This is a genomic window from Burkholderia stagnalis (assembly GCF_902830275.1).
Taxonomy (GTDB): domain Bacteria; phylum Pseudomonadota; class Gammaproteobacteria; order Burkholderiales; family Burkholderiaceae; genus Burkholderia; species Burkholderia stagnalis.
The window spans coordinates 204475-219175 of sequence record NZ_CADESW010000002.1 but is presented as its reverse complement, the minus strand read 5'-3'; the positions used below and the strand labels follow the sequence as shown (position 1 = coordinate 219175).

Below are 14701 nucleotides of genomic sequence, written 5' to 3'. Positions count from 1 at the left end.
AAGAAAAAGCCCCATTTCTGGGGCTATTTTATTTAGAAGGCACTGGCTACTTGTGCTTGGCTTTGAGGTTTTGATTGTGCCGCTTTCTTCATTCTTTCAAAGTCATCAACATAAGAGGCAATAGGTTTGCTTGCTTCAATCTCAGCCAACATTCTCGCTCTGCGTTGTTCTTCAGTTTCGGTTTTTGCCTGGGGTTCGACCTTAACTGATTGATCTACTTTTTGAGCTTGTTTATCTCTGGCTTTTTGCCCAAGTGAGTTCATCATCTGTGCATAACTGTCTTGTGTTGCTTCTGGTTCTTTTTGAGCTTGCTGTTGTGATAATTGATTTTCTTGCTTCTGCACTGGCTCGATAACTTGTGCTTCCCAAGAATTTCTGTGAGTAGACACTGTTTCGCCTTGCTTGGTTTTCGCTTGAGCTGGTACTGTTTCTGTCTTTTGAAGATCAATGAAGTCACCTACCTGAACCTCTGCCTTGTCTAAGGCTGGTCCGATGTCTACTCCCCATTTGGTTCTCTCTATGCCATCCTCATTGACAACCACAAAGTAGCTCTCGTTGTTCTTTTCGTTGTGAAGATAGGGAGCTCTACCGTAATCCACCACAATGCCTCTCAAGTGGTTAGGGTCAGCTTTTGGTTCATTTTGAGGGGTTTCTACTGCCTGGGTAGGTTGAGATACCTGGTGAGCAATTTGAGAGGCTTGTGGAGCTTCCTTATTTAAAATGCTCTGGATAGACTCTTGGGCTGGTGCCTGGTCGATAGCTGCAAGCTTCTCTTGACGACGTGCTTCGTATGCTTGCAAGCGAGACTTTACATCCTCAACGGAGCTGTAGCCCTCACGGTTTGGTCTCATATTAAGAGGAACGGTAGGAGCAACGGCTTCAAGTGCTTGGCTCTGTTCGTGCTGTTTTGTGATCGCCTTAGTCTCTTCGGGATACATCTTTTCAATCTTGCTGATGTACTCGGCATTTTCTAGCTGGCTGTATTTTGTGTAGGCAGCATGGAATTGCTTCTCTTCCTTGAATGGGATCTTCTGTTCGACAAGCTCGGTGTGGCGAGCGTTGAAGTATGTTTGCTCAACCTTGTGCTTAGCCTCTTGAGTTTTCAATGCTTCAAAGTCGCCATTGAAGTTGCTGATCTCTTTCTGCTGAGTTAGGCGAAGCTCCCCAGCGGCAATAGAAACTGCTGCATCAATATTTTGCCCAGCAATCAAATCCTTCTTCTTACCGTAGATATCGTGCTCTTGGTTCTTTTGAATGATTTCGCCAGTAGTTTTAAGCTGGTGAACTTCGCCAGTCTCAACATCACGATAGCGAGACTCAGGAGCGACATTTACAAACATGCCTTGTGTATTATCCAAGAAGTTGCGTGGACCCTTGGCATCATCAATATTGTCGTGAATCTGTTCTTTTGCTTCGGCAACAGTTGGATACTTGGATTGACGATATTCTTCAAGTAGCAGTTGTTTTTGTTCCTCTGCTTCTCTTGCTTCCTTAGCAGCCGCTCTGTCTTGTTGGTTCTGTCCTTCAACACGAGCAATAATATCTTTCTGACCTTGTGAGTAACCATCACGATCTAACCACGCCTGCATTTGAGCGGAAATTTTGCTTTCTGGAATTTCGGCTTTGACCTGGTTGTCCTGGGTGGGCTGTGTTTGTGCTGGTTCGTCAATCACCTGTGACTTGACATTGATATCGGGAATCACTGGAACCTCATAACCATTAGAAGGTGTCCAGCGATTCAAGCCATCAAGCTTGTCTTGAATTCCTTGGGCTATTTGATTGATTGTATCGTTAACTTTGGTCTCAAAGTCAAAGTTGGTTTTGTATGAGAAGTAGCTATCTTGAAGCTTGTCTAGATTTGGCTCTCTGTTTTCATGCTTGGCAAGATTCATTTCATAAACTTCGCGCTCAAGGTCATGCTTACGTTTTAACTCTGGATATGCCTCTGGTGTGGTATTCAACAACTCTTCTGTGTGAGTGTTGATCATCTGATTGTGAGACTGCTTCAAGATGTCTTTGACTTCCACATCCTTGTTAGTCGCATAATCCCCATACAACTTGGTCAAATCGTTGATAGCGAAATCTGGTCCATTGTCTGCATCGTAGACGGACTTGATAACGGCGAAGTTGTAGAAGTCTCTTGGCTTGTCGCTATCAAGAACCATATTATCATTCAACTCATGCTTTAAAGCTTCAAGTGAGTATTCCTGAATTGGCTCAACTTTCACTTTAACTTCCGGTGTCCAATCAAATTGACTGATTGTAGATTTGTGCCACTGATAATGCGCATCGTCCATGTCTAACATAGTAGTCCCCTTATTATGGTTTATATACATTTTATATATCACAAGACAAAAATAAATCAAGTCGACAAGCCATTCTTTTTATTATGATTGGGTGTTTATTCTTGTATTTAATGCACTCAATCGCCGTGCGGCTCATTGAAAAGGTTTGGGTTTCTGCCTGTCGGATCTGTTCTCTGTATTGAAATTAGCAAGAATTCAAGTAAAGGGTCGGAAATGAAAGATAGAGCCATCAATTCATTAAGAAAGGCTTGGTGTTTGGTTCTTCATCATTTAAAAAGCTACAAACGGGAATTTTTTCACCCGACCTTACCCGACCTTTTTCCGACCTTTTTTGATAAGGTCGGGTTGCTGGAAACCTTTATTTGTCGCGGTTCTTCGTGAGTTCTTTTTAAGATTTCCGACCTTCCTTGAAAAAAGTAAAGTACGATGAGAAAAAATATGAATCACAAGACCATAAAAAGGATGTCCGTAAACCATCATGTACATATGTTTGAACGACTTTTTTTAGCAAAGGTCGGAAAAATCCGATCTAGCTCGTGAAGATTGGCAATTGACGGTGCTCTTCGTAGTTCCGACCTTGCTGTAAAAGGTCGGAAAAAGGTCGGGTGAAAATTTGGCTATTTTGAGACCTTTTATTGAGCAAGAGTCTTTATTGATAGGGAATTGAAGCCGTTAGGCTGGAAGATTTGGAAAGCGTGCTTGACACGCAACAAAGCGAATGCTTTCTTGAAGATGTGGGCGGCTAAGGCAACAAAAAAGCTCCAATCTGGAGCCTTTTTTATAGGGTGCTACCTTTGAGATTATTTTCTATCGCTTTTGCTTGTTTTTCCCTATGTTCCTGAGCTAATTTCTTCATCATGTTGTCATACATAGAAGCTTCTTTCTCAATGAGATCTACCTTCCATTGTGGCAAGAAACTATCGCGCCAAGGAACGATATCCATCTTGGTTTTTTGTTTTTGGGGACTACTTACAATAACTCTATCGTTACTTTTCCATGATTTTATCGTTGTTGGAATGCCCAATTCGTTAGCTAATGCAACATCCCAATGGGAGCGGCTTGCAGCCATGTTTTCTTGCTCATTTCTAGCGAACTCATCCATATATTTCTCTTCGCTCATTTTGCGTCTCCTTATGGTTATATTCTTGTTATATTCATTTTTTCATCTTTGGCAAGCCTTCCTTGTTTAAAAAGGCTAGGAGCCTTCTGTTTCTTTGGTTCTCTGGCGTTCTCTTCGCTTCTCTTCAAGAGACTGCTTGAATTTGTCTCTATCGTTGGTTTTTGGAACATTGCTGCCTAGAAGTGCATCGGCGGTGTGCTTAATAGCTGATAGAGCATGACTGTCTACCACTGCCTCAAATGCCATGTCCTTTGCTACCTCGGAAGCGGCGCCTTCTTCCTCCTTGCCCAAGATATAGATGGGTGCTCGTTCCTCCCTCAATTTCAAGTTCTCAAGCATCTGCTGGCTCTCTTCGTCCGTGAGCTCGTGCTGAACCTGGTAGGCTTCCTCTGGGGTCTCCGACTCCCATGATCCGATGTCGACAGCCTGGTCGATCTCTGGTTGCTGAGAAGTGGGTAGCTCGTTCAATACCCATCCGTTGATTGGTTTCTTTTCCTTCTGGATATCGTGTAGAGCTCCGTTTGCCAAGATGTCATGTGCCTCCTTCTTGAAGTCGTTTGGCTTGGGATCTTTTCTCTTGTCTTGCCAGTCTGCGGGTTCTGCTTTGGTTACAGCCTTGTAGCTACAAACAGGAGTTTCAAGGATGTATGCCTTCTTCATGTTTGCTCCAAGGTAAAGATAGCGGATAGGGAGCTTTGCACGCTCACGGTCTATTTTGGCAAGCAAGCGCTTCTTCTTCTCTTTGGGAAGTAGTAGGGCAATCAAGCTCATTATCTTTTGATCGAAGCTCATTTCTGGATAACCATTTAGGTCGATACCAAGTTTGCTGTTGACCTCATCCGGTGTGATAACAATACCCTCATGCTCTTGCCAGTTCTGAGAGACACTTTTGCCGTTTTCTTGATATGTGATTGATGTGTGAAGTTTCTTGAACCACTTCTTACCAACTGCGTTGCTGATCAATTCGGCCGTCTTGCCGATATTGGAGCCAATGAAGAAAATGCTGCCCGTATTACCCAATAGGAAGTCAACGAACTCTTGCCCATATCCCTCTATCTTGATAAGTTGAGCTAGGTCTTGTACTGCAAGCATGACCGTGACACCTTTTGAAGCAAACCGTTCAAGAGCTGGCTCAATGAATTCTTTGATATTGCCCAAGGCTTGAAACTCGTCCATCAATATATAGAACTTGCGAATAAATCCAGCATCTTTGTCGTCTAAGAAAGCGTCGTCATCAATCAAGCTTTTGGCGTATAGCAACATGCCTCGGACAAGGGGATTGGTTAGCTCTGAATATTGCCCAGATGTCTTCAATACTAAAATCTTCTTGTCTGGATTCTCGTTGTAGATCCAGTCACGGAATGAGAATCTAGTCTGTGTTTCAAATTTGTCCCAAGTGTTGTACCAAGTGAAGATTGGAGCAAGCTTGGTTATCAATGTTTGATGGTCGTTTTTGTTGGCGAAACTAGCAAGCTCGTGACTGCTGAGATTGTCTGCAACGATATTGAGAATTTCTTTATCCCATTTCTCCAAGCTATCGACCATGCTCACAAAAGGGATGTCGTCGTGCCAGTGCTTTCTGATCAAAGCACGATAGACCATGTTGGTTTGTATTTCCTCTGGCTTTGAGAATTGCTTGCCAACATACTCAATCATTTGATCATCATTGTTGAAGGCGAAACCTCTTTGAAGCAATCTCAATGAGGCTTCCATGATGGGTTGCTTGATTGATCCGTTGATAAATAGGCTCTTCTCTTCCTCGGTTAATGATTGGATTGCGAACTTGAAGATTTCACGGTATGGTTTCTTCAAAACTTCAACCATATTCTCCCATCTCCATCTGAGATCTTCGTCGTTCCCAAAATCCTTGTTTAAGGAGCGGAAGATGCCCCTCAAAATTAGATGGGGAATGATATTCTCTATGATGAATGGAGTTTGACCTTCTTCTACCTTCTCTCTGAAAATGGGAATTAGGTGCTCAGCAAGACGGATTTGGTTGTCTTCGTATTTTTCTTGCAGCAAGCGAACGGACATTTGATTGATGTCTCTCTTGTACTGGTATCCATCCCAAATTTCAGCTAACTGGATCAAGTCTTTTGTGAAGCTTGCCATTGTGCCTAGAACACTAGATAGCGTTGTTTCCCCCATTTGGATAATTTGAAGAGCCTCGGGGTAGTGTTCTCTGACAATGGGTTCAAGCTCTTCCGGTCTCAGTTGTAAGTAGTAGGCAATATTGTTGATGCTCCAATCAGTTCCGCATGTGTTTATAAGGGCAACTGTTGAGGCAACACTGATTGAACGAGCTGATAAATTCCAAAACGGATCTTTTGCTGAATCGGGAATTTTGCCCTTCCAAAAGACTTCTGCATGTTGTTTTGTTTCAATGTCCTTGCCTACCCACCAAGCAACTCCGAATTTGTTGTGTGGGGCAACGACATGCATCATGGATTCGGGAATGTCTCGGCTGTAATCCGCCTTGGGTGTATCAACAATGAAGAGCTTGATGAGTTCGCCAGCAAGAATTCTTCTCTGGAATTCGGCTGTTCTCTTCTTGATAAGCTGTGTCTTTCCTCGACGTGAGCCTGCTGCAAAGAGCATGTGAGGTCTTCGCTGACCATCAGGCATACAAACCTTCTCGTTGGGCTTGAGCTGGTCTAGGTCTGGGTCGTTGGGGTTGTAGCCGTAGTCCGTCTCGAGAATGAATGCTGGCTCGATGCCGTCCTCTGCCTCACGTCTTAGCTGGTTGGCCAGGTCTCGCTTGAAGGTGGGGTAAGCATCCTCACCCTCAACGAGCTCGCGGCCGCGAATCTGAATCTCGACTTCGGTGGCTTTCCATGATGCGAAGGCAATCTTGATTGCTACAACGGTGCCAAAAAGGAATGAGAACAACCATCTCCATCCCAAGCGCCCCAGCTCGCCTCTGCCGTCAAGCCAGTAGATCCATGCGGTGTACTGCTGGTAGGTCTCGCCTTGAAACCAAGGGATGAGCTTGCCAAACCACATCTTGTAGAAAGCAACAAGGTGGTAGAGCGGCACTCTATTATTGGTAGGGAGTGGTAAAAATGGGAAGTCATGCCAGCTCAATAATAGAGCTACCGACATGGAAAAAAAGAAACTGAGAATAGTTACTGCGATTACTGCGCCGACGTTTATATATGGCCCGTCAATAAGATATGATGTTCCTGGTATTTGTAATACTGGCTTCTGTTTCATGTGCGTCCTTTATTGTTATGGTTATGAAGGTACACATAGCAGATATTTTTATTCTTTCAAGAGGGGCGCATTAAACTTTGAAGGGCTTATCAAGTCCTAGTGCTTGCTTCGCTCTGAAAAATATGTTCTTGATGGTTAAGCCTTGCTTGAATGTCTTCCATCTGAACCCTTCAAGTCCAGCTCCATCAATTTCTTCGTCTTCAAAGCGAAGTGTGCATTTTGCAAGTTCGTCTTGAAACTCTTGCTCGCGGTCCGCTATCTCTTCCTTGCTGTAAAATTTCATTTTTCTTCCTCTTAAAGTTATCTTTCGACTCTTATAGGCAAGAAATGAAATTTGTCAACGATTTATTTCCATATCTTTATTCTTGCCTTTTGTTTTTTTCTTCTTGGCTTCGTTTTTCATGATCTGTTCAAAATCGTTTTTCTTATTATCAAGCTGAGTGTGTTCTGATTTCTGTTTTGTAGCTTGCTTCTTCTGCTTTGTTGGCTTCTTGGCGTCCTTGTCCTTTCCATCTTTCTTGGCTGGATCGGAAACTTTCTTCCCATCCTGTTTAGGCTCTTCCTTCTTAATAAGTACAGGTTCGTTTCCAGTGTATTCCTTCTGCTCTGGGCGACCTTGTGAGATCTCGTGGGCATGTTTAACGGGATCAATGTGAGCTTGTTTGGCTGCTTGTTGAGCTTCATGGTATTTATCCACTGCTTTACCATCCATGATCTCAAAGTCGTATGTGCTGGCTTTGTATGCGGTTTTAGAGAACGCTTCAACGATATTGGACCAGTCATCCATCCTGTGTCGTGGCTCAGTCTCCTTGCCGTCGATTCTTGGTACATGCTGATTCAAGAAATTTCGGATATCAACGAATGAAGACTTACTCTCTTCGCTCAACTCAATGCCTTTTTTAGCTGCGACATCCTCAGCCCAATTCAACATTTTCTTTGTGGGTTCCTTGTCTCTCAACTCTTCAGCCCATTGGTCGGCTTGTTCCTCAGATAGATACATCTTGAATCCTTCCTTGTGTCGAGAAACTCCAACATAAGCTAAGTGCATGTTGTCAATATTGGTAGGTGCATATTGAGTGTTCTCGTAAGTTGAGCCTTGGTTCTTGTGAATCGTAGTGGCATAAGCATTACTAACGCTGTGCTCTTTGTTGGTATTAAGCCAAACTTCCTTGCCTCCATCCATTTTCACTCGTATTGCATTAACTTGCTCTTTTTTGGTCAATCTATTAAATACGGTCTTGAATTCGGTGACGGTTCCCATTTCTGAGTTTAGAAGCTTCACGGGCTCCATATCATCGCTAAGTTGCCCCTTGGTGAATACAATGCGATCTCCAATACAAAAATTCTTGGGACCGTCATCTTTGGTTTGAAGTGTAATTTCTTGCTTTGGATCATTTGAAAGAATACCTTGCTGTTTCAATGTATCTCTGACGATGTTATTGATTCTGTCGCAATCGGCATTGGTGCCAGCATAAGCGGCTTTCTTCATGAACGAATTTGGATCGCTCATATAGTCGTGGGCTATTCTTTGGAACTTCTCATCTTCAGTTTTTGTAATAACAATACAGCCTTCATCGTCTAATTTTCTGAATCCTTTTTGAGCTCGTCCATAGCCCATATCCTGAACAATCTCACGATGACGAAGAGAGTTTTGGCGACTGATTTCTGTTAGCTGTTCGCATACAAAATCTTGGGACATGACTCTAAATGTTCCGCCGTGTGCTACGGATTGAATTTGCTTGGCATCTCCAATACTGATTACCTTTGCTCCCGCTTCATTAGCGTGCTTCATTAAGCGGTAGTAGTCGTCTAAGCAAGACATCCCCATCTCGTCTCCGATCACAACATGATCCTTTGTGAGTTTCATTTTGCCTTGGTCTAAATCAATCAATATCTTCGCTAAGCTGCCATATTGTCCCTCTTTGAATCGAGCATCCTTTGCTAGACCATTCACTGCTTTGTTTGTTGGAGCAACGGCTATGACTTGCTTACCTTCTTGTTCGTAGGTCTCCTTGATAGCACGAGCAACGAATGATTTTCCTGTGCCTGGATCTCCGATAATGAAATGAGCTGAGCCTGGCTTTGTCATGATTGACATGAAGCTATCTCGCTGTCCCTTGGAGCATGTGACCGGTTTGTTCAACTCACGGCTCATCTGTGCTTCAAAAGCAAGAAGCTTTTGAGCTGCCTTCTGCTCGGTAATAGTGAATTGCATCTCACCAGCTCGGGCCTTGGCGGTGTCGTACATGTATTGCTCTTGGGCTAGAACCTCTTTGGTAGTGAAGCTCATTTCACGAGCATAGCGAATCTGTTTTTGGCGATACTCGTGAGGGTCGGTGATGTTTCCAGCCAAGTAGTCTTTGTAGTAGTCAACCTTGCTTTTCTCAACTATATGAACACATTGCTCTTCAAAAATACGAGCTGCCTCACGTTTCGCTTGGTCTTTGTCCATATCGTTGATGAGCTGCTTGACCATGTGAGCTTTGAATTGGTCTTCTGTGAAGTGAAGCTCCTTATGCTTGCGAAGAAAGCCTCTCACTAGGTCGTTGTCTCGGTCCTTGGTATCTTGAGCTGGCTGACAGTATTCAACAGGACCATGCTCAGCGATGTTTTGCCTCTGGTGCTTGCGAACAAAACCACGGGCTAACTCTTCATCTGTTCTGGTGGAGTAGCCAAGGCGTACTTGCTCGAAGTCAAGTTTTTGTTTGATCGACTCAGTGGTCCAGCCCATACCATCCATCTCTGTTTTCCACTTACTGAGCATTTCGGAAGGGGCAAGTTCTGATTTGTCTTGTCTGCTTGAAACACGAGCGATCTCTTTTGCCATATAACCAGCCATGCCTTTCTGTGCTTGCCTCATTTCCTCGCTACGTTTTGAATAATAGTCTTGAATGTTTTTTGGTATCCATTCGTCGGGCAAGTCATAGGAGCAAATATTTTTCTCGCTGTCCTTAATGAAATCGTCGTTTTTCTCTTCATCAAGATAGACTGGCTTGAACACAAAGCCCATTTTGTTCTCAAGCTCTTCTTTCATTTCGGCTTGGAACTCTGCGGTCAAGCTGTCCTTGTTTTTGACAACCTCACCCATATAAAGAGCGACTAACTTGTCGTCAAAGGTTCTGGCGACATTCAATATGTCAAAGTGAAAATGAACGGATGGCTCAATGCCGTGCTCTTCTGATCCTCTGTTCTCGATGTGCATGAAATTGATTGCGCCGATAGACCTGGCATAGTTCAACTCATGCCCATCCTTGCCCGTTCTGACCATAGCGTTTTGTAGAACGATAGGCATGATCTTCTGCTCAAAGACACGATTCGCAATCTCGTTGAATTGCTTTATATATTTGGGGTCTTCGGAAGCAAGGCGAGCGAGTGTTTTGCTGAAATTGCTGCCCATACTGAAAACGAATTCACCTCCGATAGCTCGCTTCTTTTTTGCTAAATCGGGTCGATAGCTTCCAAGTTCGTCAATGGGTGAAGCATTGCGGTTGAAAACAACCATAGGACCTCTGGGAGTGTCCTTGATGTGCTTCTTGAATGGGGAACCTTCTGGAAGGTACTGAGCGGGGCAATAGCCGTTTGAAATGTCTCGGTATAGGTCCAGTGTGAGAACCTTGCCCTCAATACCTAGATCCTTCCACAAGCCTCCTATGAGCTTTGGAGCATAGGGACTGTTCTTGACGATATGAGCATATTTGGGATCGTCAAAATCGGGTTCCTTATCTTCTGGGAACTCATTTTGTATCTGTCTTAACAAGTGGGTCATGTTGTATTTTATTTGATCTTCATGATAGTCCCCGCTTGTCATGGTCATATAGCCAATGTTCATCATATCTTCTGTCTCCTTGTTCCTGTTGGAGCTTCTTTCTTATTCATATCTACAACTAGCTTGTCGTGGAAAATTCGCTCTTGGAATTCTTCAAGGGTCCAGTACAGATCTAGTAATTCTTGTGGTGTTGCAAGGTCAGTGATTCCACCGTCATCCAAGGTATATGTTAAGAAGTCTCTTGCTAGTAGCCCCTTTGGAAAATGAAGAGTCAACATGCCTCGGCGGCGTCCTCGCTCTTTGTGGAAGGTTAGATTCAGTCTCCACTCACTACCTTTCATTGTTTCATTGAAGTAGGCCATATATTCATTAAGAGCCTTGTTGCAATCGTTCTTAATCTTCATCACCAAATCAATTTGCTCGGCTCTGAGCTTGACCAAGTTATTGAATTGGGCCTCATCTGCATATTCTTTTTCGTGAATCATCATTGCTGTGCCGTGAGCACATAACCCATCCATACTCTCTTGCTCTCGAAGCTGCTCAAGGCTTCCTTCTATAAAGTCTCGTATTGTTTTCATGACTTGTCTCCTGTTGCCATAAGCTTGAAGTTCAAACGGTCGATCTCTTCGTCTTTCTTGGCAATAATTTCGTGTAGTCTCTTGAACTCGGCTTCAACAACCTGGGCGAAGTTTTCTTGTAGGCTGTATTTGGCATGAAGAGCAATGGCTTCGTGATAGAAAGAACTTCTCTTCACATCCTGAACCTTGCCTTTGACAACCTTGGGCTGAGATTTCATCCAGTTGTCGATATAGGCTTCTTCTTGGTTGTTTTCCATTATTGTTGTTTTTCTCATGATCACACTCTCCCAATTAAAAAGCCGACAAAGAACATAACGAAAGCCAAAGCCCATAGGCGATAGTTCCAGTTGGAGTATTCATCAATCTTGGTGGTCAAAGAACAAAGAGCAATATTGGTTATCTTCATTTCGTCTTTTAGGTTCTGGTTGCATTCAAATGCTCGTTTAAGTTCTCGTCCAATGATAAGAACTTGCTCTTGGTGGGTGTATTCGTTAAATGGTTTCTCTAACATATATCCCCTTAATGACTCATAAGCCAAACAGTGCAGAAGCCAGCAATTATGTAGATCATGATTGCTCCTTTGCCGCTTGTAATTTATCGAACACGGCTTGAAGTTCTGCCTTGTGTTCCTCGCTCATGCCTTCTTTCTCTTCCATCAATCTCATGACGGCTTGAAGATTTGCGAGAGTGATAGTGCCAAATCTGGCAACGACAATCTGAAGCTTGTTCAACTTGAGCTGCGTATAAAGCAACTCAAGAAACAAGAAAGCGATTGCGATTATTAGTATGATTGTGATCGTGTCCATTTAGTCTCCTTTGATATATTTTTGACCTTGTTTTTCTTCTTATACTGGCTTTTTTGGGCTTGTCAAATATATCGGGTATTGGTTTTTTAGAAAAAACCTTGTAGAGACTTATTGGTATTGAGTTTTATAGAGAATTTAGCGAAGACCACATTTTAATGTAACAGGTCCTCTGAAAGATTTACCGCCGAAAAAACAACCATCTTTATATCGTCGAAACAATGTGGAACACATCGAACTATAAAGATGCTTAAAGATGCTGATTGATAACAAGAAGAGTCAATTTGGTATCAATAAGATGCAGCATCGATCATTGACAAGGGAAATATTTCGTTTATAAATTGAATGATAACTTTGGAGCTTTGATGAGTGATTTAGTGATGTTTGAAAAGGAGAGGAAGTTAAGTGTCGTCGGTGAATTGATTGAAGATCGGATTCAATCGCATAGACAAGATATCGCTTCTGGGATGGTGGGCTTGTCTCGTGCTGAGATCTTTCGTCGTTATGCTTATGATTTTGAGACAAGGCTTCGTTACTATGTTGGCGAAGACAACTACTATGATGAGGTGATTTCTATTCTCGCTTGTGCGGGTTATTCACTCTCGCGCTCTGATGTCGCTTTCAATTTATCTAAGGCATGTAAAGAGATTGGATTTGATCGTGACAAGAAGCAATTTAAGCGAGGGAGGAAAAAGCATGAGTGATTTTGGTGACAAGTTAAGAGGTACGATTTCTCGTTTATCTCAATTGCCTATTTCAAACTTGAGGTTTTTACTTGAGAGTGAGTTTGAACTTCTAGAACACGAGCTGAGACCATTGACCGAAGGTGTCAAGGTGAGCTTCTACAAGGAAGTTCAAAGCATTCTTGAAGAGGCGGGGCATACAGGACACTCTATTGAAAGCATCCGTGCCACTTATGGGCGTATCTGTCGTAGGAAGGCTCCTAGCCCCTCTGAAGTGCCTCAGATACCCATAACTAGAACCGTGGATATGACTACGGGCATAGGTGCGACCTCTCCCAAGGTTTCTGTGGCTACCTCGGTAGCTCAGCCTCGACCTAATCATGCGCCTGGTGGAGCATCCCCTGTAGTAGAGAAGATCACTCCAGATTGGAAGTGGAGGGAAGTATCTGAGCGATTAAAGAATGAACCCATCGACTCACTTCCAACTGAACAAGATTTGAAGATTTGGGCTTACTTGAAGCAAATATGTGATAGCAAATTTCCCCCTCTAAATATCAAGACTGACTACTATTCCCTTGAACAAAATTTCAACGGTTCAAACACGAAAGATGCTGTTCTCAGACTCCATAGCAAAATGATCCATCACGGCTATGAATAAGAAAAACCCCTTGCGGGGCTTCTTTATGTTCCTAAGTTTATAGTTTGTTTGCTAGTTCGATATATTCTTCCAAGAACGACTGCATAGTCATTTGATCAAATAATTCAAGGTCGTGGTAGATCTCAAACCAGCTTTCCCCATTTTTAACGCTATCATCCAAAATGTTGATAAATCTTGATTCGATATGAGCTGTTATGTGTTGCTCGATAACGGGAACGGTGTTTTTCAATTTAATGATCTCGGGATCATTGTTGAAAGCCTGCAAGAATTTTCCACCTTCATTTTTGGATTTAATCTTGATGATTGAGTGGTTGTAGATAAGTGCGAATCTAACCTCGACATTTGGATTGACGCCAACAAACATCTTGAATAACTTAATGACTGCTGGGAGGCTCTTTGTCATGGTGTTGCATGGTACGGCAAAGGTCAGTCTAGTTCTTGTTTTCTCAAAAGCTTTTAGGAACTTAGCGGCGTCTCCGAATATCTTCAAAAGCTCATCGATAGAATCTGATGGCAAATCAAAGAATTTTCTCTTGCTTGGTGATGACAAGCGGTCAATCATCTTGTCACTGTCGGTTCTTATGTTGAAAAATGCACAATGATCTGGCGTTTGCTGATCGTCTCCTAAAAGCTCGCCAGTCTCATCTCTCTGACCAAGAGCTTCCATAGCTTCCTTGTGATTGTTATCACAAACATAAAGATCAATGGTTTCTCCCATTGCTCTCTTGATCAAGGTTAAGGCGATTGCTGCGGTTGACTTGCCGCTGGAACCTTCATCACTGATAAACAAGACGGCATCATAGATAGGTGCTTGCTTCTCTTGTTTTGCGAACAAAATATCTAATGCGGTTTTTTTTACTTGTGGCTCTTGCTGTACTTGTTGTTCTGCTTTTTTACTCATTATTGTCTCCTTTGGTTTTATCTTTAATGTTCCAGAATTGACGGAATTTAAAGTCTTCTGGCGTTGCGTATTCGTGGTTCAATGCTCTCAGCTCTTTAAGTAGGGCATTGATGGTTAGTTTTCGTATGCTTGTATTTCTCTTGGCACTAACTTGATGCAAATGCTTAAAGAAAGAATCGGGCACACGAACTATGAGCTGTTTTGGTTTTTCATTCATTTGTTTCCTCTCAAAGTTATCTTTCAATTGTTATAAAGAAGAAAGTCGATTTGTCAATACCATTCCTTAAATAAATAACAAGAAATAGATTTGATCAATAAAAAAGCTCCATTGCGGAGCTTGTATAGTCTGAGAAGGAGATTGGTTAAGGGAGAAAAACCTTGTCAGACTCGGGAGAACTGGTGCTATTAAAATCGCGCTGTCCAAGTTTTTACTTTTCTGAAGACCGGTTGTTTGATAGCCATGTCCTCAACAAAGTTATGAACAACCTCTATGGCTTTCTTCATTTCGTCCAAGTCATATTGCGAGATGTATTTATCGAGGCTGACTTTCTCGCCGGTCAACTCAAGCCAGTCTTGATGAATCTTCTCATTCCATTTCTTAAACTCTACCTCGGGCATAATGCCGATTTCCCAATTTTGTAATTCTAAAGTATCCATGTTGTTTCCCCTTGTG

General features: G+C 42.8%; 13 protein-coding genes. 2 read left to right on the top strand and 11 right to left on the bottom strand.

Going from position 1 to position 14701, the window contains the following annotated elements; translation table 11 throughout:
- Positions 1-32 precede the first annotated feature (32 nt).
- The 8 genes from HWY45_RS04920 to HWY45_RS04885 all read right to left on the bottom strand — a co-directional run bounded on the left by HWY45_RS04920 (position 33) and on the right by HWY45_RS04885 (position 11789).
- The gene (locus HWY45_RS04920; protein WP_150998322.1) at positions 33-2306 is read right to left on the bottom strand and encodes a hypothetical protein; all 2274 of its coding nucleotides are present in this window, start codon (positions 2304-2306) and stop codon (positions 33-35) included.
- Positions 2307-3084: 778 nt separating this feature from the next.
- A complete protein-coding gene (locus HWY45_RS04915) occupies positions 3085-3426 on the bottom strand; it encodes a hypothetical protein (protein WP_150998326.1) in 342 nt (113 codons plus the stop codon).
- 75 nt (positions 3427-3501) lie between these two features.
- Positions 3502-6639, bottom strand: a complete 3138-nt coding sequence (locus tag HWY45_RS04910) for a type IV secretion system DNA-binding domain-containing protein (RefSeq protein WP_150998329.1) — start codon at positions 6637-6639, stop codon at positions 3502-3504.
- A 70-nt stretch (positions 6640-6709) separates the two neighbouring features.
- On the bottom strand, positions 6710-6922 hold the full coding sequence (locus tag HWY45_RS04905; RefSeq protein WP_150998332.1) for a hypothetical protein: 213 nt from the start codon (positions 6920-6922) through the stop codon (positions 6710-6712).
- A gap of 54 nt (positions 6923-6976) precedes the next feature.
- Complete coding sequence (locus HWY45_RS04900; protein ID WP_150998337.1) at positions 6977-10471, bottom strand: AAA family ATPase; 3495 nt, start codon at positions 10469-10471, stop codon at positions 6977-6979.
- Positions 10468-10983, bottom strand: a complete 516-nt coding sequence (locus HWY45_RS04895; RefSeq protein ID WP_150998340.1) for a hypothetical protein — start codon at positions 10981-10983, stop codon at positions 10468-10470. The genes HWY45_RS04900 and HWY45_RS04895 overlap by 4 nt, the downstream gene beginning before the upstream one ends.
- Positions 10980-11258: a hypothetical protein gene (locus HWY45_RS04890; RefSeq protein ID WP_150998343.1), complete on the bottom strand. Its 279-nt coding sequence runs from the start codon at positions 11256-11258 to the stop codon at positions 10980-10982. Before HWY45_RS04890 ends, HWY45_RS04895 begins: the two co-directional genes overlap by 4 nt.
- A gap of 291 nt (positions 11259-11549) precedes the next feature.
- A complete protein-coding gene (locus tag HWY45_RS04885) occupies positions 11550-11789 on the bottom strand; it encodes a hypothetical protein (protein ID WP_150998346.1) in 240 nt (79 codons plus the stop codon).
- A 362-nt stretch (positions 11790-12151) separates the two neighbouring features.
- Between HWY45_RS04885 and HWY45_RS04880 the strand changes: the two genes are divergently transcribed.
- Positions 12152-12490: a hypothetical protein gene (locus HWY45_RS04880; protein WP_150998348.1), complete on the top strand. Its 339-nt coding sequence runs from the start codon at positions 12152-12154 to the stop codon at positions 12488-12490.
- Positions 12483-13127, top strand: a complete 645-nt coding sequence (locus tag HWY45_RS04875) for a hypothetical protein (RefSeq protein ID WP_150998351.1) — start codon at positions 12483-12485, stop codon at positions 13125-13127. The genes HWY45_RS04880 and HWY45_RS04875 overlap by 8 nt, the downstream gene beginning before the upstream one ends.
- 37 nt (positions 13128-13164) lie before the next feature.
- Here HWY45_RS04875 and HWY45_RS04870 read toward each other — a convergent pair whose 3' ends face one another.
- The 3 genes from HWY45_RS04870 to HWY45_RS04860 all read right to left on the bottom strand — a co-directional run bounded on the left by HWY45_RS04870 (position 13165) and on the right by HWY45_RS04860 (position 14685).
- Positions 13165-14028, bottom strand: coding sequence for a hypothetical protein (locus HWY45_RS04870; RefSeq protein ID WP_150998354.1), 864 nt, complete (start codon positions 14026-14028; stop codon positions 13165-13167).
- The gene (locus HWY45_RS04865) at positions 14021-14245 is read right to left on the bottom strand and encodes a hypothetical protein (protein ID WP_150998357.1); all 225 of its coding nucleotides are present in this window, start codon (positions 14243-14245) and stop codon (positions 14021-14023) included. Before HWY45_RS04865 ends, HWY45_RS04870 begins: the two co-directional genes overlap by 8 nt.
- A gap of 188 nt (positions 14246-14433) precedes the next feature.
- Positions 14434-14685 carry a hypothetical protein gene (locus HWY45_RS04860; protein ID WP_150998360.1) on the bottom strand — a complete coding sequence of 84 codons (252 nt, stop codon included), beginning with the start codon at positions 14683-14685 and terminating at the stop codon, positions 14434-14436.
- Positions 14686-14701 lie beyond the last annotated feature (16 nt).